At 41.9% G+C, this 21,999-nt stretch carries 20 protein-coding genes; all 20 read left to right on the plus strand.

Features of this window, described 5'->3' with window-relative positions; all coding sequences use genetic code 11:
- Window positions 1-61 precede the first annotated feature (61 nt).
- Complete coding sequence (locus AC1DSL_RS00735; RefSeq protein ID WP_477530854.1) at window positions 62-1,030, plus strand: ABC transporter substrate-binding protein; 969 nt, start codon at window positions 62-64, stop codon at window positions 1,028-1,030.
- Entirely contained in the window at window positions 1,023-2,018 is a 996-nt protein-coding gene (locus AC1DSL_RS00740) for a FecCD family ABC transporter permease (RefSeq protein ID WP_342542186.1), read from the plus strand. Before AC1DSL_RS00735 ends, AC1DSL_RS00740 begins: the two co-directional genes overlap by 8 nt.
- 2 nt (window positions 2,019-2,020) lie before the next feature.
- Window positions 2,021-3,487, plus strand: a complete 1,467-nt coding sequence (locus tag AC1DSL_RS00745; RefSeq protein ID WP_477530855.1) for an adenosylcobinamide amidohydrolase — start codon at window positions 2,021-2,023, stop codon at window positions 3,485-3,487.
- Between the two features lie 2 nt (window positions 3,488-3,489).
- Complete coding sequence (cbiB, locus tag AC1DSL_RS00750; RefSeq protein ID WP_477530856.1) at window positions 3,490-4,446, plus strand: adenosylcobinamide-phosphate synthase CbiB; 957 nt, start codon at window positions 3,490-3,492, stop codon at window positions 4,444-4,446.
- Window positions 4,433-5,503 carry a pyridoxal phosphate-dependent aminotransferase gene (locus AC1DSL_RS00755; RefSeq protein WP_477530857.1) on the plus strand — a complete coding sequence of 357 codons (1,071 nt, stop codon included), beginning with the start codon at window positions 4,433-4,435 and terminating at the stop codon, window positions 5,501-5,503. The genes cbiB and AC1DSL_RS00755 overlap by 14 nt, the downstream gene beginning before the upstream one ends.
- Entirely contained in the window at window positions 5,485-6,051 is a 567-nt protein-coding gene (locus tag AC1DSL_RS00760; protein ID WP_477530858.1) for a bifunctional adenosylcobinamide kinase/adenosylcobinamide-phosphate guanylyltransferase, read from the plus strand. The genes AC1DSL_RS00755 and AC1DSL_RS00760 overlap by 19 nt, the downstream gene beginning before the upstream one ends.
- A gap of 12 nt (window positions 6,052-6,063) precedes the next feature.
- Window positions 6,064-6,897: a cobyric acid synthase gene (locus tag AC1DSL_RS00765; protein ID WP_477530859.1), complete on the plus strand. Its 834-nt coding sequence runs from the start codon at window positions 6,064-6,066 to the stop codon at window positions 6,895-6,897.
- On the plus strand, window positions 6,894-7,649 hold the full coding sequence (gene cobS, locus AC1DSL_RS00770; RefSeq protein ID WP_477530860.1) for an adenosylcobinamide-GDP ribazoletransferase: 756 nt from the start codon (window positions 6,894-6,896) through the stop codon (window positions 7,647-7,649). Before AC1DSL_RS00765 ends, cobS begins: the two co-directional genes overlap by 4 nt.
- Window positions 7,622-8,230, plus strand: coding sequence for a histidine phosphatase family protein (locus AC1DSL_RS00775; protein WP_477530861.1), 609 nt, complete (start codon window positions 7,622-7,624; stop codon window positions 8,228-8,230). The genes cobS and AC1DSL_RS00775 overlap by 28 nt, the downstream gene beginning before the upstream one ends.
- Window positions 8,170-8,568 (plus strand): bifunctional adenosylcobinamide kinase/adenosylcobinamide-phosphate guanylyltransferase, encoded by a 399-nt coding sequence (locus AC1DSL_RS00780; protein WP_016428297.1) that lies wholly within the window; start codon window positions 8,170-8,172, stop codon window positions 8,566-8,568. Before AC1DSL_RS00775 ends, AC1DSL_RS00780 begins: the two co-directional genes overlap by 61 nt.
- 32 nt (window positions 8,569-8,600) lie before the next feature.
- Window positions 8,601-9,191 (plus strand): cob(I)yrinic acid a,c-diamide adenosyltransferase, encoded by a 591-nt coding sequence (locus tag AC1DSL_RS00785; protein WP_016428296.1) that lies wholly within the window; start codon window positions 8,601-8,603, stop codon window positions 9,189-9,191.
- Between the two features lie 3 nt (window positions 9,192-9,194).
- Window positions 9,195-9,674 (plus strand): ECF transporter S component, encoded by a 480-nt coding sequence (locus AC1DSL_RS00790; protein WP_016428295.1) that lies wholly within the window; start codon window positions 9,195-9,197, stop codon window positions 9,672-9,674.
- Window positions 9,671-10,351, plus strand: a complete 681-nt coding sequence (locus AC1DSL_RS00795) for a hypothetical protein (protein ID WP_477530862.1) — start codon at window positions 9,671-9,673, stop codon at window positions 10,349-10,351. The genes AC1DSL_RS00790 and AC1DSL_RS00795 overlap by 4 nt, the downstream gene beginning before the upstream one ends.
- Window positions 10,352-10,625: 274 nt before the next feature.
- A complete protein-coding gene (locus AC1DSL_RS00800) occupies window positions 10,626-12,773 on the plus strand; it encodes a (Fe-S)-binding protein (protein ID WP_016428293.1) in 2,148 nt (715 codons plus the stop codon).
- 470 nt (window positions 12,774-13,243) lie between these two features.
- A complete protein-coding gene (locus tag AC1DSL_RS00805; RefSeq protein WP_016428292.1) occupies window positions 13,244-14,437 on the plus strand; it encodes an acetyl-CoA C-acetyltransferase in 1,194 nt (397 codons plus the stop codon).
- 36 nt (window positions 14,438-14,473) lie between these two features.
- Window positions 14,474-15,325: a 3-hydroxybutyryl-CoA dehydrogenase gene (locus tag AC1DSL_RS00810; RefSeq protein WP_016428291.1), complete on the plus strand. Its 852-nt coding sequence runs from the start codon at window positions 14,474-14,476 to the stop codon at window positions 15,323-15,325.
- A 12-nt stretch (window positions 15,326-15,337) separates the two neighbouring features.
- A complete protein-coding gene (locus tag AC1DSL_RS00815) occupies window positions 15,338-16,474 on the plus strand; it encodes an acyl-CoA dehydrogenase (protein ID WP_016428290.1) in 1,137 nt (378 codons plus the stop codon).
- Window positions 16,475-16,831: 357 nt separating this feature from the next.
- The gene (locus AC1DSL_RS00820) at window positions 16,832-17,971 is read left to right on the plus strand and encodes an acyl-CoA dehydrogenase (protein ID WP_016428289.1); all 1,140 of its coding nucleotides are present in this window, start codon (window positions 16,832-16,834) and stop codon (window positions 17,969-17,971) included.
- Window positions 17,972-17,983: 12 nt separating this feature from the next.
- On the plus strand, window positions 17,984-18,619 hold the full coding sequence (locus AC1DSL_RS00825) for a TetR/AcrR family transcriptional regulator (RefSeq protein ID WP_036659863.1): 636 nt from the start codon (window positions 17,984-17,986) through the stop codon (window positions 18,617-18,619).
- Entirely contained in the window at window positions 18,616-21,876 is a 3,261-nt protein-coding gene (gene icmF, locus AC1DSL_RS00830) for a fused isobutyryl-CoA mutase/GTPase IcmF (RefSeq protein ID WP_477530863.1), read from the plus strand. Before AC1DSL_RS00825 ends, icmF begins: the two co-directional genes overlap by 4 nt.
- Window positions 21,877-21,999: the final 123 nt, after the last annotated feature.

Here is a 21,999-nt window from a genome sequence, read left to right on the forward strand (position 1 = left end):
CGACAAAAAGCGGAGGATTTTTTTGTGTCCAAAAACATAAACATCAAGGAGGAAATCAACAATGAAAAAGATTTGGCAATTATGGCTCGCAACTGCGCTTGCAGCGATATTATTAACAGCATGTGGGCAGGAAGAAGCAAAACCTGCAGACAGCAAAACACAAGATACAGAAATTGGACAAGAGGCTTCCCAATTTCCTCTAACAATTAAGGATGTCACTGATAATGAAATTACCTTGGAAGAAGCACCAAAAGCAATCGTTTCAATGATTCCAAGCAATACAGAAATTTTGTATGCTCTTGGCTTAGAAGAAGAAGTAGTGGGCGTTTCGGATTACGATAACTACCCAGAAGAAGTTGCTTCTAAAGAAAAAATTGGTGGACAAGAATTTAATGTAGAAAAAATTATTTCTTTAAATCCAGATTTAGTACTTGCACATGAATCAGGTCTCGGAGTAGGTGAGGCTGGAATTAAACAATTGCGTGATGCAGGGTTAAACGTGTATGTTGTGAAATCTGCAGTAAGTTTTGATGAAGTGTATGACACGATGGCTACTATTGGCCAAGCGACAGGTAAGATTAAAGAAGCTGAAGAAATGGTACAAACAATGAAGGATGAAGTAGCAACGATTCAAGAAAAGGCTTCAACCATTGAAACGAAGAAAAAAGTATTTGCGGAAATATCTCCAGCTCCAGAAATTTATACAGCAGGTAAAAACACATTTATGAACGAAATGATCGAAATATTGAACGCAGAAAATATTGCATCAGATCTAGAAGGTTGGATCATGATGGACCCTGAAGAAATTGTAAAGCGTAATCCGGATGTAATATTAACAACTTACGGAAACTATGTACCAGATGCAGCGGAGCAAGTTTTGGCTCGTGAAGGTTTTGGTACAGTTACAGCTGTGAAAAACAAGGCAGTAATGGATGTGGATGGTGATACGACAAGTCGTCAAGGTCCTCGTTTAACAGAAGGCTTATTAGAATTGGCAAAAGCAATTCATCCTGAGGTCTTCAGTGAATAAAACCTGGTTTGCCTATGTAGCTTCTGTATTCGTACTGATTGCTGCTGTGCTGGTTGGGGTAACGGCTGGATCGGTTTCGATTCCTGTGCAAGTCTTGTGGAATCCTGACATGGATGAAGCTGCATCAAACATACTTTGGAATATTCGCATACCTCGTGTTGTGCTAGCTGGTTTAGTTGGTGCATCACTTGCTATAGCGGGAGCAGCTTTCCAAGGATTGTTGAAAAATCCATTAGCGGATCCATATACGTTAGGAGTGTCGTCCGGTGCCTCAGTTGGCGCCGTGGTGACACTCTTTTTCGGAATTTCTGTACCCTTTCTAGGCTTGTTCACATTGCCAGTTTTCAGTATGCTCGGTGCTTTTTTAACTATGGTTACTGTTATGAGTTTTGCCAAGCTCATAGACCGCGCGATGAAGATGGAAACGATCATTCTCACAGGAATAATATTTAGTGCATTTTTGGGATCTGTCATCTCTCTTATGATTTCACTTTCAGGTGAAGAGCTCCGTCAAATTATTGGCTGGTTGCTTGGTAGTGTGTCAATGCGAGGTTGGCCCTATGTCACAATGGCATTACCGTTTATGACGATCGGTTTTTTACTATTATGGCTAAATCGACGCGAGCTTAATGCATTAGTTTTTGGCGAGGAACGTGCCATGCATTTAGGTGTAAATGTGAAACGACGTAAAATGATGATTTTAACAGGAGGTTCGATTTTAACTGGTGCTGCGGTATCGGTTTCTGGAACCATTGGCTTTGTTGGTCTCGTCGTTCCACATATGACACGTATGTTGTGGGGATCGGATCATCGTCATGTATTACCCTTATCATTTATAAATGGTGCGTCATTACTCATTATTTGTGACTTAGTGTCACGAACCATAATTTCACCGTCTGAGCTACCAATAGGCGTAATTACAGCCTTTATTGGTGCACCAGTGTTTGCGTTTATTTTTTGGAAACAACGAAGAAAGGTGGGTGCGTAATCATGCTAAAAGTCGAAGGATTAACAGGTGGTTATCACGACTCACCGGTTGTAAAAGACGTGTCTTTTCATGTTGTTAAAGGGGAAGTTCTTGGGATATTAGGTCCAAATGGGAGTGGAAAGTCGACCTTATTGAAAATCATTAGTGGTGTACTTCCTTTGAAAGCAGGTACGGTCAAATTAGGTAGCAAACCAATCGAAACATATACTACAAAAGAACTCGCTAAGCATATGGCTGTGTTACCTCAATTACACGGACATGCTTTTTCATATACAGTGCGAGACACGATTTCTCTTGGGAGATACCCTCATCAAAGTGGATTCTTTTCATCTTGGTCTGAGAAAGACGAGCAAGCAATTCAAGATGCAATGCAGCTAACCGACGTGAAAATGTATGAGCATGTTTATCTCGATCAACTTTCTGGAGGAGAACAACAACGTGTTTTTGTGGCGCAAGCACTTGCACAGCAAGCAAAAGTGTTATTACTAGACGAGCCAACTAACCATTTAGATATCGCACATCAACAACAATTGTTAGACACGATTAGAATGCAAGCCACTAAGAATGGATTAACAATCATCTCAGTATTTCATGACATAAATTTAGCTTCCTTGTATTGCGATCGGTTGTTATTAATGGAAGATGGCGAAGTGAAAATAATTGGTGAACCGCATGCGGTACTAAAACAAAAACAGCTAGAAAGTGTCTACAAAGCTCGGGTAAGAAGCCACCCACATCCAGAACAACCGAAACCACAAATTACATTATTGCCAAATTTGAGTGAATTGCAGGAAGAGCACATCATTAAGAAAGACCATTTTGCAGTGTCAAATGAGTATGTGGTCATGCAAGCAAACTTCCCATTAAAAACAGTATCATCAGCAGTTGTAAATCCGGGGTTTGGTTGGTACCGTACGTTTGTTAATCGTCATGTAAAAGCTGATTATGAATGTGACGATAGCACAAATGAGATGTTTGATTATCTGCAAGCACAAGGATTTCCGACAACAGATACAGTGGGAATGATGACGGCTGTTCAAACGAAACATGTGGTCATTGAAGAGTATGATGGAACTTTTGGATCCATTATCATTGCCGTTACAGCGGGCGTAGGAAATGCAGTGGATGTGTCAAAAGCATTTGAACGTGAAGATGAACCTTATGTAGGCACGATTAATACCTGGATAATTGTCAATGGGAAATTATCTGACGAAGCATTCATTCAAGCCATGATTACAGCGACAGAAGCAAAAACAAAAGCTCTTCAAAACGAAGATGTAAGAGACTCTATAACAAATACACTTGCAACTGGAACCTCCACGGACAGTTTACTTATAGCAGCTACTCAAAAAGGGGAACTTTTACCGTATGCTGGACCTATTACAGAGCTAGGGAAATGCATTGGGCGAGGCGTTTTTGAGTGTACTACACTAGCTATCAAACGTTATAAAGTAGCGAAAGGAATGTAAGTATGTCTGCTCATATCATCGCGCTTACTTTTGGCTTACTCCTTGATCGAATAATAGGCGATCCACCCAATTGGACACACCCGGTTCGATGGATTGGTAGATTAATAACAAAATTAACTACTTTGTTGAATAAAGGCCGTCATCGTAAAATCAAAGGTATAATCCTTTTGATATCGGTTGTTGCGGTTACATTCGCTAGCGTATTTGCCTTGGTGTTCACAGCATACGAGATTCACTTTGTTTTTGGAATCGTTGTTGAAAGTATTTTGTGTGCAATAGGGTTTGCCCAAAAAAGTTTGAAAGACGCAGCGATGTCCGTTTATAAACCACTAGTTAATGGTGACTTGAAAGAAGCTAGAATGAAACTATCATGGATTGTCGGTCGCGATACTGAAAAGTTATCCGAATCAGAAATTACACGAGCTGTGGTAGAAACTGTCTCAGAAAATACGAGTGACGGGATAACAGCTCCACTTTTCTTCGCATTTCTTTTCGGGGCACCTGGGCTTTGGTTATATAAAGCAGTGAATACCTTAGATTCGATGGTGGGTCATGAAAATGAGAAGTTTCAAGACTTTGGTTATGCTTCTGCCAAAATGGATGATGTGTTGAACTATATCCCGAGCAGAGTCACAGGCTATATCATCCTAACATGGACAAAAAATTTCAGTAAACAATCCCTTCGCACGAGATTAGCTAATTGGTGGAAAGATGCCAAAAAGCATCCAAGCCCAAATAGTGGGTACTTGGAAGCTGCGACTGCCTATCAACTTGGTGTGCAACTGGGAGGTCTTAATATGTATAAAGGAATTCCTTCTAATCGTCCACGTATGGGAATTTCAGAAAACCCGCTTCGAGCAATTCATATTTTATATACAATCCGTCAAATGCATATCGCTATATTTCTATTTTGGGTAATGATGATGGTTATCGGGGGTGTTTTAAGTGGCATTACCTAACCATGGTGCAAATCCACATCATCTATATAAAAGTTTGGGAATTAATCCTCCCGAACGAATGATAGACTTTAGTGAAAACGTCAATCCATTCGGTCCCCCTACCTCAATACAAACTGACTGGTATAAATTCCAACCGTTTATGATGGGGTATCCAGATCCACTTGGCGAACCTTTTCGAACAGCAATCGCTGAGTATCACAACATCTCGCCTTACTCCATTTTCGTTGCAAATGGAGCCGCAGAAATATTTTCATTGCTTGCACAAAGGTACAGAGGCAAACGAGCGATAATCGTTCACCCAACTTTCTCTGAATATGAAACGACTTTAAGAGCACGCGAAGTGGAAATTGTGAACTTGCACATGACTGATATCATTACGGGTGAATACCCGATTGATGAAATGAAAATGCATATGCAACAAGCCGATGTCCTATACTTATGTACACCGAATAACCCAACTGGCACATTGCCAAAACGCAAAGTTTTAGTGGATTTAGTAGAATACGCGAAAAAAGCAAACTGTGACATCGTATTGGACGAAGCCTTCATTGATTTCATTTCAGAACAATCATCATTAATTTCTGACATGAATTTTAGTCATTTGATTATTGTTCGCTCAATGACAAAAATGTACGCAATGCCTGGTCTAAGGCTAGGATACATGGCAACAGCCCCTTCCATAGTCAAAGAAATTCAACAACTGGCACCACATTGGAATGTGAATAGGATAGCAACTGAAATTGGTTCTCTCGTATTAAAAGATGAAGAGTTCCGGCAGAAAACAATTCTTCATAGCAAAAACATGCTGCTCGACATGAGTGCTTTTCTAAAAGCAAAAGGTTGCGAAGTAACAGAATCACAAGCCAACTTTTTATTGTTTAAGTTACAACAACCAGACAGTGAATTTTTCCAATACTTTTTAAGACAAGGGTTGGTTTTAAGACATACCGAGAATTTTCAAGGACTTGACGGTCATTGGTACAGAATTGGTATGAAGACCGCAGAAGATATGGAAATCCTTAAAAAGGAGTTAACAGTATGGTTCGAGGCACGCTAACATTTATCTCTGGCGGTGTACGAAGTGGAAAAACAGGTTTTGCTGAAGAATGGCTAATGAATCGCTCGTGTTCGCGACTAATCTATCTCGCGACGGGCGTTGCCAACGACAGTGAAATGGAACAACGCATCAAACGCCATCAACAGGATCGAAAAGACTATAAAAACAACTGGCTGACGATTGAACAACCTCGTCAAATAGAAGGAATTTTGCCATCCATCCGACCTGGTGACGGGGTTCTGATTGACTGCATCACTACGTGGTTAGCCAATGAATTGTACGAAGGATGGGCAATGGATGACCCATGTTTAAAACGTGAAAACTGCATGCATGAAAAAGAGAGACGTTTCCATGAAACGATTAATTCGTTGCTGAAAAACGGGACAACCGTAGTCGTCATTTCCAATGAAGTATTAGATGAGCCTATGTCGAAAATTCCAGATGTAGTAATCTATCAGCAATGGCTGGGAATGCTCCACCAGTGGCTCGTCAAAGAGAGTGATTATGCATATGAACTTACATATGGACTAGCAAAGAAGTGGAAGTAAGGGGGAATACATATGAACGGTATTATGATACAAGGGACAGCTTCTAACGTCGGAAAGAGCATGATCTGTACAGCACTTTGCCGGTTATTTGCAAATGAGGGTTTTCATGTAGCACCATTTAAATCTCAAAATATGTCGACCTTTTCTACAAAAATAGGTAATGGATTAGAAATCAGTACCGCTCAATTTGCACAGGCAGAAGCGGCAAAAGTTCAACCTCTTCCACAAATGAACCCTATTTTATTAAAGCCCTCTGGACATATGTCTTCTGAAGTATGGTTGTTAGGTGAAAAAGTGGAGGAAATGTCCGGGGTAGCGTATCGTGAATCTTTTTATGATCATGGCTTGACAGTTATCAAACAATCGCTTTCGTTTGTGAGTGAGCACTATGATGTAGTTGTGTTAGAAGGAGCGGGAAGTCCAGTAGAAGTAAACTTAACTGACCGAGAACTTGTCAATATGAAAATTGCTGATTTAGCGGATGTGCCAGTATTGCTTGTTGCTGATATTGAACGTGGTGGAGTTTTTGCAACAATCGTTGGGACTCTGGAATTATTGGCTCCAAATCATCGGAATCGTGTAAAGGGCCTCATTATTAATAAGTTTCGTGGAGATAAGGAATTGTTTCAGGAGGGCGTATCATTTATTGAGTCCTACACAGGAATTCCAGTTCTCGGCGTTATTCCATTTATGGATAACCACGAAATTGAAGAGGAAGATTCTTATATTACTCAACATGATTCAATTTCAAACAAGTCTGGTGAAGATAAATATGATGAATGGGCTCTTCATGTTGCATCCCATTTAGATTGGGAAAAAATAAAGAATATGGTGAAGCTACCATGATACGCGGGGTATTGCTTGCTCTACAATTTTTTACCATTATCCCAATTAATAAAGAACTGAATATGAATCGGAAATCAGTAACGATGATGTTTGCCACTCTCCCCTGGATAGGGGGGGCATTCGGGCTGATCACTTCAATTGTTTGGTTGTATCTTGATGTAAGTCCTCTTTTTTTAGCATTTACCATCGTGTTAATCGGTATTGTGCTTTCAGGTGGACTGCATCTGGATGGATTTGCTGATACGAGTGATGCCTTTTTTTCTTATCGTAACCAAGATAAACGCCATGAAATATTAGACGATCCACGGATAGGTGCTTTTGGCACAATGGCTTTACTATTTCTTATTGTGGGAAAAATCGTTTTGCTTGCAGAGATAATTACGCAAAACGGGATGAAGTGGGAGTGGTTAGTGGTTACCCCATTTTTAGCGAGAGCGACAATGGTTTACTACTTTCTCATTACACCTGAAGCAAAGGATAAAGGATTGGCAGCTTTCTTTAAAAAACGCTATGACCACAGAATGTTACTCACAGCAACACTCATTTCAATTGCTATAGGCCTTGGATTTATCGTTATTGTCGGTGTGGAAATGTTATTTGCCATCACCACACTTGTTGCTCTGTTAATTTGTGCACATGCATATAAACTTTGGACGAAAAAACATTTCGGAGGGGTCACGGGAGATGTCTCAGGTGCTTTCGTTGAAGGGATGGAAGTGATATTATGGCTGTTGATTTTCGTCTTACTTTAATAAGGCATCTGCCGACATTAGCGAATGTTGAAAGACGCTACATCGGTTGGAGTGACGAATCAATTAACCAGTTGTCATATGTAGATATTCAAGGGATTTTGTCCCCGGAGATTATTTACGGAAGTGACCTAAAACGGTGCCATCAAACAGCTTCCATTTTTTATCCTAAATCATCCTACCAAAGTTCACCAGCTTTTCGTGAGATGTCCTTTGGTGACTGGGAGCTAAAGACTTATGAGGACTTAAAGGAAGATGCCAACTATCAAAAGTGGGTGTCTAATCCAGATAAAATATCCCCTCCAAACGGTGAGTTTTTACACCAGATGGCTACACGCGTTCTAATTGGTCTAAAAAGTATTCCTTGCAATCATCCAGTTGTAGTAACACATGGTGGACCTATTCGTTTTGTGCTCCATAAGTTTGCACCAGATGTGCGTGATTTTTGGTCAAGGGATGTCAAACACGGGGACAAATGGACATTACACTGGGACAGTCGTAAGAGCTTTGAGGAGGAAAGAAGATGCAAGTCTATATCGGTGGAGCGAATAACGGCAAGCGATCGTATGTCAGACAACTCGTAGTTGAACGAGAAGTGCAATGGATTGAATGTGCAGATAATAAGGACTTGCCAAAAGCGAATGCTCAGACAATCGTTCTTGCTGGGGTGGAAGCTTTTGTTGAGCATCATATAAACAGTCCAGAAGAACGGGTCATTCAAGATTTCATGAAAACATTAAATACATATCGCGCACAAAGTGATGTCATAGTGATTGTGACAGAAAACGGACGTGGAATAGTACCAATCGAAGCCGAAACACGTGAACTTCGAGATCGATGTGGCAGGTTATGCCAACAGATTTTCAAAGAAGCAACAAACGTTACACGTATTTGGTATGGCTTAACTGAATCATTAAAATAGCACTTCAAATCACTTCAAGGGGGACAATCAAGTTGAGAATATATACACGAACTGGAGACAAAGGACAAACAAGTTTAATTGGGGCACGCGCAGATAAAGATGATCCACGAGTTGAAACTTATGGAACAATTGATGAAGTGAATTCGTTTATTGGCAAAGCAATGACAGAACTAGATCCAACCATTTTCACGGACTTGCTTACAGACTTAGAAGCAATTCAAAATGAATTATTCGATTGTGGCGGAGATTTAGCAAACGTCAAGCCAAATCGGACATATAAAATGACAGAAGAGCCAGTAGAAGTATTAGAGAAACGAATTGATGAACTAATGGAAGAACCGCCAATGCTCGAACGATTTATTTTACCAGGAGGATCACCAGCTGCCGCAACTCTGCATATCGCGAGAACTGTAACACGTCGTGCTGAAAGACAAATGGTGACCTTGATGAAAGTAGAAGAAGACATACCTACTGTAGTGCAACGTTATTTGAATCGCTTGTCAGACTATTTATTTGCTGCTTCACGAGTAGCCAACTCGCGGGTCAACGTACCAGACAACGAATACGTGCGTTCTGCAAAAGTTTTTAGAAATGGTGGACGAGCGAAAAAAGTGGAGGAATAATCGATGAATGTTCGTTTAATAACAGTAACCGCTTTGATTGCAACTTTATGTGCGATTGGTGCGCTCTTCAAATTACCTGTGGGAATCGGTTCGGCAGCTTTAGACGCAGTGCCTGCTTTAGTTTCCATTGCAATTTTACCACCTGTATTTTCAGGAATAGCGGCATCGGTCGGTCATTTAGTGTCTGCTTTATCAATAGGAATGCCATTAGGACCATTTCATGCATTAATTGCAGTAGAAATGTTTGGGATACTGTGGATTTTTGCAGTACTTCATCAAAAAGGATGGGTTAGATGGAAATGGCTTTTTTTCATTTTAGCTAATAGCGTAATTGCTCCGCTACCATTTTACTTTTTGATTAGTCCTGCTTTTTTCTATGGAGCTGTGCCATCATTATTACTTGCTTCATGTTTAAATGCAGTCATTGCATTTTTATTAGAACCAGTAATGAAGCGACTATTTCAGAGAGTCGTTGTTAAATGAGAAATGCGCTGAAATTGGCTAACGGATTTGTCGTTACAACTGATAACTCTGGAGGTATAGGTGAAAAACAAGCCGATCTTGTATTTGCACCAAATGATGTCGTCAGTTATTTTGCAGCTCGTGTAGCATTACTCGAACAGTGGGCTGCAAATGCCCAAGTAGAATCTGTAATTATCCACAACTTTTCAGGTGAAGCTGCATGGCAAGGTTATGTTCAAGGTGTTAATCGAATCCTGAAAGACTTAGATTTAGAGCATATTTTAGTAACAGGCAGTAGTGAAACCAATATGGACCTTTTACAATCCGCTATGTCAGTTACAATGATTGGTCATTGCAGAGAAGTTTTTAAGAGTGATGTTACTTGGTTTATTTATGGTCAACCCTTTGTGGGTAATGAAGTGCTTGAGAATTCTAAAGTCATAGCTGACTTGAAAAAAGTGAAGTTAGCAATAGATGGTGGCTTTGTGACATCTATCTGGCCAGTCGGATCAAAAGGGATTCAGGAAGAGGTCAGGATTCTGTTTGCCAATGATAAACTATTTGTTCATTCGGATGTTGATGTCGAAAAGTCAGCTGGACCTTGTACTGTCGTTTTAGTTGGTGTCAAACAAGAATCAATCGAGCGAGCATCAATTCATTTTGGTAATGAATTGAGAGAATTAACGATAAAGCATTAATCCTTCAGACACAACTGAAGGATTTTTTTCTTTCCAGTTTTTCGCAAGAGAAAGCTAAGAAATAGCTACTTAGTATGTTCTGCTAATGAATGGTGACACCTCATTTTTAGATTTGGAGGATATTCATTTCACTGAAAACTTCTAATATTTCCTATTGACTGAATGCTCATTCAGTTTTAAACTGTAACTTAACATCGACAATAATCCATCAATCTACTAAACTATGTCATTAGAAAGATTAACTATTGTTTAACAAAGGGAAGGGGAGAGAGCGATGAACCCGTTATTAATTGCAAACTGGTTTTTATTCTTAGTTGTAACCGCTTACGCAGTTGGTCTTTTTACTTATTTGCTGAAGACACGCTATGAATACATCAAACTCGGCAAGAAAGAGGAGTTTGAAGATAACTTCAAAGAGCGTATGCGAAAAATCATGGTCAATGTATTTGGTCAAAAGAAATTATTGAAGGATAAGAAAAGCGGAATCATCCATGTGATGTTCTTCTACGGATTTCTTCTTGTACAATTTGGGGCAATCGATTTCATCTGGAAAGGCTTGAAGCCTGGGTCACATCTGCCTTTAGGGCCATTGTATCCTGCATTCACATTCTTCCAGGAAGTCGTCACACTGATGATTCTTGTTGCGGTCGTGTGGGCATTCTACCGTCGCTACATAGAAAAATTGGTGCGTTTGAAACGTGGATGGAAATCAGGACTAGTTCTTATATTCATCGGCGGTTTGATGGTTTCCGTATTAGTCGGAAACGGCATGGGTATGATCTGGCATGATCACGCAGCGACATGGGCGGAGCCAGTTGCATCTTCTATCGCAACGATTTTTGGATTCCTGCCTGAAACAGCAGCCATTACGATTTTCTATATCATGTGGTGGGTTCATTTGCTATTCCTGCTTACATTCTTAGTGTACGTGCCTCAATCGAAGCATTTCCACTTGATTACAGGACCTGCAAATACGTACTTCAACCGTACGGATAACGTCGGAAAACTTCGTCCAATTAATTTTGAAGAAGCTGAAGATGAAGAATCGGAAGAAGAAGCGTCATTCGGTGTTGGTAAAATTCAAGATTTATCACAAAAGCAATTGATCGACTTATATGCTTGTGTAGAATGTGGACGTTGTACGAATATGTGTCCAGCTACAGGAACAGGCAAAATGCTGTCACCGATGGACTTAATTACAAAACTACGTAACCATTTAACAAATACAGGTGCTGTATTGACGCAACAAAAACCATGGGTTCCTGCAATGGCCTTCGCCAATACGCAAGGAAATCAATTGGCAGTGGCAGCTCGTGTGGATGGAGCAGTCATCGAAGATATTTATAACCCAGCATTAATCGGGGACGTTATTACAGAAGAAGAGCTTTGGGCGTGTACTACTTGTCGTAACTGTGAAGACCAATGTCCAGTAATGATCGAACACGTATCCCACATCATCGACCTTCGCCGTTACTTAGTCATGACAGAAGGACGTATGGACGGAGATGCTCAACGTGCGATGACAAACATCGAACGCCAAGGAAATCCTTGGGGGCTTAACCGTAAAGAAAAAGAAAACTGGCGTGACGCACGTCCAGACGTGCACATTCCAACAGTGAAAGAAGTTTCTAAAGCTGGTGAAGAATTTGAATACTTGTTCTGGGTGGGCTCGATGGGTTCATTTGACAACCGTTCACAAAAAATCGCCTTGGCCTTCGCTCGTTTAATGAACGAAGCAGGCGTGAAATTCGCTATTCTAGGAAACAAAGAAAAGAACTCTGGCGATACACCACGTCGTTTAGGAAATGAATTCCTATTCCAGGAACTTGCCGGATCAAATATTTCCGAGTTCGAAAAAGCAGGCGTAACGAAGATTGTCACAATCGATCCGCATGCATACAATATCTTTAAAAACGAATACCCAGACTTCGGATGGAATGGAGAAGTCCTTCACCATACCGAAATGCTGTTTGACCTTGTACAACAAGGTCGCTTGAAACCGCAGCATACAATCAATGAAACCATCACGTTCCATGATTCATGTTACTTAGGACGTTACAACGACGTATACGATCCACCACGTGAAATCCTGCGAGCAATCCCAGGCGTCAAACTTGTGGAAATGGAACGTAACCGCGAAACAGGCATGTGCTGTGGAGCTGGAGGCGGCATGATGTGGATGGAAGAACATGTAGGGAACCGTGTGAACGTAGCACGTACAGAGCAAGCACTTGCCGTCAACCCAACCATGATTTCATCCGGATGTCCTTACTGCTTAACAATGCTATCCGATGGAACGAAAGCTAAAGAAGTAGAAGAAACAGTAGGCACATACGACATCGCAGAATTACTAGAACGTTCTGTACTCGGAGACTACATGCCTCCAGTAGAAGTGGAAGAAGAAGAACCAATCCTTCAATAGATTGATAAATTAGTAAATATTCGATACAATAAAATCAAATCAAAGAGGGAGTCGTAGCACTCCCTTTTCGTTTGAAGTAAAGTCGAGCGAGCGTTCAGTCAATAAATAATCCACCCAAAGTGGATTATTTATTTGCGACGAAGCTAGCGTAGCGATGCAGGAGCAAATGGTTTACAGCGACGAGTAACCGCAGGAGCAAATAGTTTCTGCGACGAGTAACCGCAGGAGCAAATGGTTACTGCGACAATACCAGAAAAAGCCGAATGGATAGAAACCGATCGCGAACGGTCATAAACACTCCGTGAGTGATCAAAAAGTCATCACGAGTGGACGAAAACACTCAACGAATGGACAGAAACTCATCACGAGTGGACGAAACCAAAAATAACCAACAGATCCACATAATAAATTGTCGCAATTCTTTAAAAAAACAAAACTGTAAGCGTATACATTCAAAGGGGGCAACAATCATGACAAAAACAGTTATTTTAGATGGCGCACGTACAGCATTCGGGAAAATGGGAGGTGCACTCTCTTCACTTACTGCAAGCGATTTAGGTGGAGTAGCCATCAAAGAAGCATTGAACCGTGCAGGCGTTGCACCAGAATCAGTGGATGAAGTCATCATGGGTACGGTTTTGCAAGCTGGGCAAGGGCAAATTCCTTCTCGTCAGGCAGCTACAAAAGCAGGCCTTCCTTGGAGCGTTAAAACAGAAACAATCAACAAAGTGTGTGCATCAGGTATGCGCGCAGTAACGTTAGCAGATCAATTAATCCGTTTAGGTGAAGAAGAAACAATCGTTGCAGGCGGCATGGAATCCATGTCAAACGCTCCGTATTATTTGCCTAAAGGTCGATTCGGGTTACGTATGGGCGATGCACAAATGATAGACGGCATGATTTATGACGGACTTTCATGTTCATTCAACCCGAAACGTGTACACATGGGCACCTACGGCAATACAACAGCTGAGCAATTCGCGTTGTCTCGCGAAGCGCAAGATGCATGGTCATTCCGCAGTCATGATTTAGCGTTGAAAGCAATCGACAACGGAACATTCGCTGAAGAAATTACGCCAGTGGAAGTTCCACAACGTAAAGGTGACACATTGAAAATTGAACAAGACGAAGCACCCCGTCGTGATACATCAGTCGAATCTTTATCAAAATTAAGACCGGTATTTGGCAAAGAGGGTAGCATCACAGCAGGTAACGCACCTGGTGTAAATGATGGAGCTGCGGCACTTGTGTTGATGAGCGAAGATAAAGCGAAGGCAGAAGGCAAGACACCTCTTGCTTATGTCATCGGTCACGCGGAAGTTGCAATTGAGCCAGAAAACTTCCCACAAACACCGGGTCTTGTTATCAATGCAATCTTAGAAAAAACAGGCAAAACATTAGAAGACATCGACTTGTTCGAAATCAACGAAGCATTTGCAGCAGTAGCTTTGGCATCTGCACAAATCGCGAACCTGGATGAAACGAAAGTCAATGTAAATGGTGGAGCAGTAGCACTTGGACACCCAATCGGAGCGAGTGGAGCTCGTATTATCTTAACTTTGGCTTACGAGTTGAAACGCCGCGGTGGCGGAATCGGAATCGCAGCTATCTGTTCTGGTGGCGGTCAAGGCGATGCCATCATGATTGAAGTGCCTAAAGCTTAATTTAAACAGTGTGAACGTATAGAGGAGGACAACAAGATGACAATTCAAAAAGTACTCGTAATCGGAGCAGGTCAAATGGGGTCAGGAATTGCACAAGTGTGTGCACAAGCTGGCTTCGACGTAAAACTGAATGACATGAAAGAAGAATTTTTCCAACGCGGTCTTATGACAATCACGAAAAACTTATCACGCAATGTTGAAAAAGGACGCATGACAGAAGGTGAGAAGGAGCAAGTACTTTCTCGCATCACAAAGTCACTAGACTTAAACGATGCATCGGACGTTGACTTAGTGATTGAAGCGGCAGTCGAAAACATGGAAATCAAACAAAAGATTTTCAAACAACTTGATGAAATTACACCGAAGCATACAATTTTGGCTTCAAATACATCATCTCTACCAATCACGGAAATCGCTGCAGCGACAAACCGTCCGGCACAAGTAATCGGCATGCACTTCATGAATCCGGTACCAGTTATGAAACTGGTTGAAATCATTCGTGGACTTGCAACTACGGACGAAGTTTACACAAGCATCGAAGAAATGACGAAAAAACTTAATAAAGTGCCTGTTGAAGTAAACGACTTCCCAGGATTCGTTTCTAACCGCATTCTTATGCCAATGATCAACGAAGCGATTTATACATTGTACGAAGGTGTGGCTACGAAAGAAGCCATTGACGATGTCATGAAACTTGGAATGAATCATCCAATGGGACCTCTGCAATTAGCTGATTTCATTGGTCTGGATACTTGTTTGTACATTATGGAAATCCTGCATGACGGCTTCGGCGACAGCAAATATCGTCCGTGTCCATTGCTTCGAAAATATGTAAAAGCTGGCTGGTTAGGTAAGAAAACAGGTCGCGGTTTTTACGAGTACGAATAGGGGGTTTCATCAATGGAATTGAAATTTACAGAAGAACAATTAATGATGCGCAATATGGTACGTGACTTTGCAAAAACGGAAATTGAACCATTCATTGAAAGAATGGAACAAGGTGAATTTCCACGTGAAGTTTTAAATAAAATGGCGGAGTTAGGCTTGATGGGAATCACCATTCCAGAGCAGTACGGTGGATCTGAAATGGACTTCACAAGCTACATAATTGCGATTCATGAATTATCAAAAGTGAGTGCTGTAGTTGGCGTTATCTTATCAGTACATACATCTGTTGGGACGAATCCGATTTTGTATTTCGGAAACGAAGAGCAAAAACAAAAGTATATTCCGAAATTAGCGGCTGGAGAATATTTAGGAGCATTTTGCTTAACTGAACCATCAGCAGGATCAGACGTAGGCTCTATGAAAACAAAAGCAGTTAAAGACGGGGAACATTATAAAATTAACGGTTCAAAAGTTTTCATCACAAACGGTGGAGAAGCTGACGTTTATATTGTGTTTGCTTCAACGGATGCGACGCAAGGTTCGAGAGGGATATCTGCTTTCATCGTCGATAAAGACACACCGGGCTTGATTATCGGTAAAGATGAACACAAAATGGGCTTGCACGGTTCACGTACAGTTCAGCTAACATTTGAAGATATGAGAGTTCCGGTTGAAAACTTATTAGGTCAAGAAGGCGAAGGCTTTAAAATTGCCTTGGCAAACTTGGATGTTGGTCGAATCGGAATTGCAGCACAGGCTTTAGGAATTGCGGAAGCAGCATACGAGGCTGCAGTTGGATATGCAAAAGAGCGCGTTCAATTTGGTAAACCGATTGCAGCACAACAAGGTGTAGGCTTTAAAATCGCGGACATGGCTACAGCTGTCGAAGCATCTAAATTATTGGTTTATCGCGCGGCAGATTTACGTTCACGCGGCATAAATTGTGGAAAAGAAGCGTCAATGGCAAAACTATTCGCTTCTAAAACCGCAGTGGAAACATCCATCGAAGCAGTTCAAGTATTTGGTGGTTATGGCTACACAGAAGACTATCCAGTAGAACGCTATTTCCGTGACGCGAAAGTTACCGAAATTTACGAAGGCACATCTGAAATCCAGCGACTAGTAATCGGGAAACACTTACTGAAATAAAAGTCTGTTTTAGATTCGAGTCGCTGCAGGTGAACGCTTTCCTGGGGGCAAGCATCAAGCCGCTTCCTTCGCTATGCTCAATCCAGGGTCTTAATTGGCTTGCTGATCCCCTGGGAGTCGCCACCTTCCGCTCGCTAAATTTAATAATGATAAGAAACAAGTGTTTTATTATTAGTCCAAGTGGTGTGGAAATTCACGACACTCCCTCAGAATAACTCCCCCTAAGAGACCCCGCAGATTGGTGAAGTAAGAACCAATCGAGGAGGCTCGTGGGTAGTCGGCGGAAAGGGAGTGATTTTCTTCACCATGATATGTAATTTACATTTAATAAACTAAAAAATATAGGGTGGGCTTAATATGAACTTCAAACTAACAGAAGAACATGAAATGATTCGTAAAATGGTGCGTGACTTCGCGACGAAAGAAGTAGCACCAACTGCTGCAGAGCGTGATGAAGAAGAACGCTTTGACCGTGAGATTTTCGACAAAATGGCTGAGCTAGGATTAACAGGGATCCCTTGGCCTGAAGAGTACGGCGGAATCGGTTCGGATTACTTGGCTTACTGTATCGCAGTAGAAGAACTTTCACGCGTTTGTGCATCAACGGGTGTAACACTTTCAGCTCATACATCTTTAGCTGGATGGCCGATTTTCAAATACGGAAACGAAGAACAAAAACAAAAATACCTTCGTCCAATGGCTGAAGGAACAAAAATTGGCGGCTACGGTTTAACAGAAGCTGGTTCAGGTTCTGATGCTGGCGGCATGAAAACAACAGCTAAACTCGATGGCGATCACTATGTGTTGAATGGTTCAAAAATATTCATTACAAACGGTGGAATTGCTGACATTTATGTAGTATTTGCAGTAACGGATCCAACTTCAAAACATAAAGGTACAAGTGCATTCATCGTTGAAGCTGATTTCGAAGGCTTCTCAGTTGGGAAGAAAGAAAAGAAACTCGGCATCCGTTCATCACCAACAACGGAAATCATTTTCGACAACTGCCGCATCCCGAAAGAAAACTTGCTAGGTGAAGAAGGCGAAGGATTCATCATCGCAATGAAGACGCTTGATGGAGGACGTAACGGCATTGCAGCACAAGCTGTTGGTATCGCTCAAGGTGCACTCGACGCTTCAGTAGAATATGCGAAAGAACGCGTTCAATTCGGTAAATCAATCGCTGCGAACCAAGGGGTGTCTTTCAAATTGGCTGACATGGCAACATCAATCGAAGCTTCACGTTTATTGACGTACCAAGCAGCTTGGTTGGAATCAAACGGTCATTCGTACGGGAAAGAATCAGCGATGGCGAAATTAATGGCAGGGGATACAGCGATGAAAGTAACAGTGGAAGCTGTTCAAGTATTCGGTGGTTACGGATATACGAAAGACTATCCAGTGGAACGTTACATGCGCGACGCGAAAATCACACAAATCTACGAGGGAACACAAGAGATTCAACGTCTTGTTATTTCTCGTATGTTGACGAAGTAAGTCGTGACGCAAATGAAGCCCAAGCGCGAAGTCCAGTCGTCTGTGAAAGATGAAAGCCTAATTTCTAAACGCCGGAATCAAATGATTCAGGGGGCTGTCGCGCTCTTTAAACAAAAGGGCTTTCATCGGACCACGACTCGTGAAATCGCAAAGGAAGCAGGATTCAGCATCGGCACACTTTATGAATACATCCGTACGAAAGAAGACGTATTGTATTTAGTGTGTGACAGCATTTACGAAAAAGTGCAGGAACGTCTTACAGCTCTTCCAACGCAAGCTGGTACACTGGATGGCTTGAAAACAGCCATCCGTCACTATTACTTGCTTATTGATGAAATGCAGGATGAATTCATGGTTATGTACCAGGAATCAAAATCCCTGCCAAAAGATGCACTGCAATATGTATTGAAAAAAGAACTCGAGATGGTAGCAATTTTTGAAGACATTCTTCATGCTTGCCGCAAATCGGGTGAAATTCAACTGTCTCAAGATGCCGTAAAATTGGCAGCACACCATATCGTTGTTCAAGGACAGATGTGGTCGTTTAGACGTTGGGGACTCCACCGTGATCTGACCATCGAACAGTTCATTGATCAGCAAACAACATTTTTCTTACAAGGGATACAAGGGAATGGGGGAACAGCATGACAGCAACAGTGGAAATTTATCGTCCAAAAAACCACGTACGTTTCGTGACGGCTTCAAGTCTATTTGATGGGCATGATGCGTCAATCAACATTATGCGTCGCATCCTACAATCAACAGGTGCTGAAGTCATTCATTTAGGGCACAACCGCTCAGTGGAAGAAGTTGTGAACGCGGCAATTCAAGAAGATGCGCACGGTATTGCGATTTCATCTTATCAAGGTGGACACGTTGAATACTTTAAATACATGTACGATTTACTTGCTGAAAGAGGAGCTCCACATATCCGCATTTACGGCGGTGGTGGTGGTGTAATTATTCCAAAAGAAATCAAGGAACTTCATGATTACGGCATCGCGTGGATTTTCTCACCAGAAGACGGCCGTACACTAGGTCTTCAAGGTATGATCAATCGCATGGTAGAAGACTGTGATAAAGCTGTTGAAGCAAATAACGCTGTAGAGCAATTGGCTCAAGTTGATACGGACCATCCTGAAGTGTTGGCACATTTAATCAGTGTGGCTGAAGATGGCGCAAACAATGAAAATGCCGAAGCAAAAGCATTAGTAGAAAAAGCGCGCGGACTTTCTAAAGGAACGCCAGTACTCGGGATCACAGGTACAGGCGGAGCTGGTAAGTCTTCTTTGACAGATGAATTGATTCGTCGTTTCTTATCGGAATTACCGGATAAAAAAATTGCGGTGCTATCAATAGATCCGACAAAACAAAAAACAGGTGGGGCATTGCTTGGCGACCGTATTCGTATGAATGCAATTTTCAACAAACGTGTCTTCATGCGCAGTTTGGCAACACGTGGTTCTCGTACTGAATTATCAGGTGCTATTGGCGACGTACTGGATGTTGTCAGAGTGGCTGGCTACGATTTAATCATCGTGGAAACGAGTGGAATCGGGCAAGGGGATGCAGAAATCACAAACGTAGCAGACGTTTCTATGTACGTCATGACTAGTGAATTCGGAGCTCCTTCTCAACTTGAAAAAATCGATATGATTGATTACGCTGACTTGATTGTCATCAATAAATACGAGCGCAAAGGTTCTGAAGACGCGCTTCGCCAAGTGCAAAAACAATACCAACGCAGCCGCGGCTTATGGGATGCTAGTATTGATACAATGCCTGTTTACGGCACGATTGCTAGTCAATTCAACGATAAAGGCACTAACTCATTATTCGCAGCTTTAGTGTCACGCGTAAATGAAGTATGCGGAACGAACTGGGAAACTTCGTATGAGCAATTTGTGAAAACGCAAAAGCAAAACGTTATTATTCCGAATGACCGTCGTTACTACTTGCGCGAAATCACGGATGCGGTACGTGGCTACCACAAAAAGTCCAATCAACAAGTGGAATTTGCACGTCGTTTATTCCAATTAGAAGGCGCGATTGAAGCGGTTAACGAAAAAGCACCGAACGATGCATTAGTCGAGTCATTGACTTCTCTTGCACAAGGTGTTCGCGACGAATTGACTGCGGAATCAAAACGCATTTTAGACAACTGGAAAGCGCTCAAAGAAGCTTATGCCGGCGACGAGTTCATCACTCAAGTACGCGATAAAGAAATCCGTACGATCTTACGTACAGAAAGCCTTAGCGGTCTGAAAATTCCGAAAGTCGTATTGCCGAAGTTCGTGGATTACGGTGAAATTTTACGCTGGGTTTATAAAGAAAACGTACCAGGTTCATTCCCATATACAGCGGGCGTATTCCCATTCAAACGTGAAGGGGAAGATCCAAAACGTCAGTTTGCTGGTGAAGGAACACCGGAACGTACAAACCGCCGCTTCCATTACTTATCAAAAGATGACGATGCGAAACGTTTATCAACAGCTTTCGATTCGGTAACTCTTTACGGAGAAGACCCAGATGAGCGTCCGGATATTTTCGGGAAAGTCGGAGAATCAGGCGTTAGCATTTGTACACTTGATGATATGAAGAAACTATACGATGGCTTTGATTTATGCGCACCTTCTACTTCTGTGTCAATGACAATCAATGGACCTGCTCCAATCATTTTGGCGATGTTTATGAACACGGCAATTGATCAGCAGGTGAAGTTGAACGAAGAAAAACTGGGTCGTACGTTAACGGTTGAAGAATTCACCGGAGTACGCGAAAAAACGATGCAAGTCGTTCGTGGGACTGTTCAAGCGGATATTTTAAAAGAAGACCAAGGGCAAAATACATGTATTTTCTCAACGGAATTCGCACTTCGCATGATGGGTGACATCCAACAGTACTTTATCGATTCAAAAGTACGCAACTATTACTCAGTATCGATTTCTGGTTACCATATTGCAGAAGCTGGAGCGAACCCGATTTCGCAATTGGCGTTTACATTGGCAAACGGATTTACGTACGTTGAGTATTACTTAAGCCGCGGAATGAACATTGATGATTTCGCACCAAACTTATCATTCTTCTTCTCGAATGGTTTGGATCCTGAATATACAGTAATCGGCCGTGTGGCTCGTCGTATTTGGGCAGTTGTAATGCGTGATAAATACGGTGCAAATGACCGTAGCCAAAAATTGAAGTACCATGTACAAACTTCAGGTCGAAGCTTGCATGCACAAGAAATCGATTTCAACGATATCCGTACAACACTTCAGGCATTGATGGCGTTGCAGGATAACTGTAACTCACTTCACACAAATGCTTATGACGAAGCGATTACAACACCGACGGAAGAATCCGTTCGTCGTGCAATGGCGATTCAAATGATCATTACAAAAGAACACGGTCTTGCGAAAAATGAAAACCCACTACAAGGTGCATTTATTATTGAAGAAATGACCGACTTAGTGGAAGAAGCGGTACTTTCTGAATTTGATCGTATCAACGACCGTGGTGGCGTACTTGGTGCCATGGAAACACAGTACCAACGTGGAAAAATCCAGGAAGAATCCATGCATTACGAAATGCTGAAACATACGGGGGAACTGCCGATTATCGGTGTGAACACATACTTGAACCCAAACCCGCCTTCAGCGGAAAGCATTGACAACATGGAAATTGCCCGTGCAACAACAGAGGAAAAAGAAACGCAAATTCTCAACTTGCGTGCCTTCCAACAACTCAATTCTGCAGAAGCAGAAGCTGCGCTGAAACGCCTGAAAGAAGTAGCAGTAACAGGCGGCAACATCTTCGAACAACTGATGGACACAGTAAAAGTGGCCTCACTTGGTCAAATTACTAATGCTTTATACGAAGTAGGCGGCCAATACCGTCGTAATATGTAAACCGAAAAAAGCGACCCACTTTGGTGGGTCGCTTTTCTGTTTGGGAATATGAAGAATAGGGTGTTACGGCGACTCACACTTTATTTTTCGAGGAGTATAAGTCGAGATAAATGGTTGAGAGGG

The sequence above is a fragment of the Paenisporosarcina sp. P4_D4 genome (assembly GCF_056401835.1).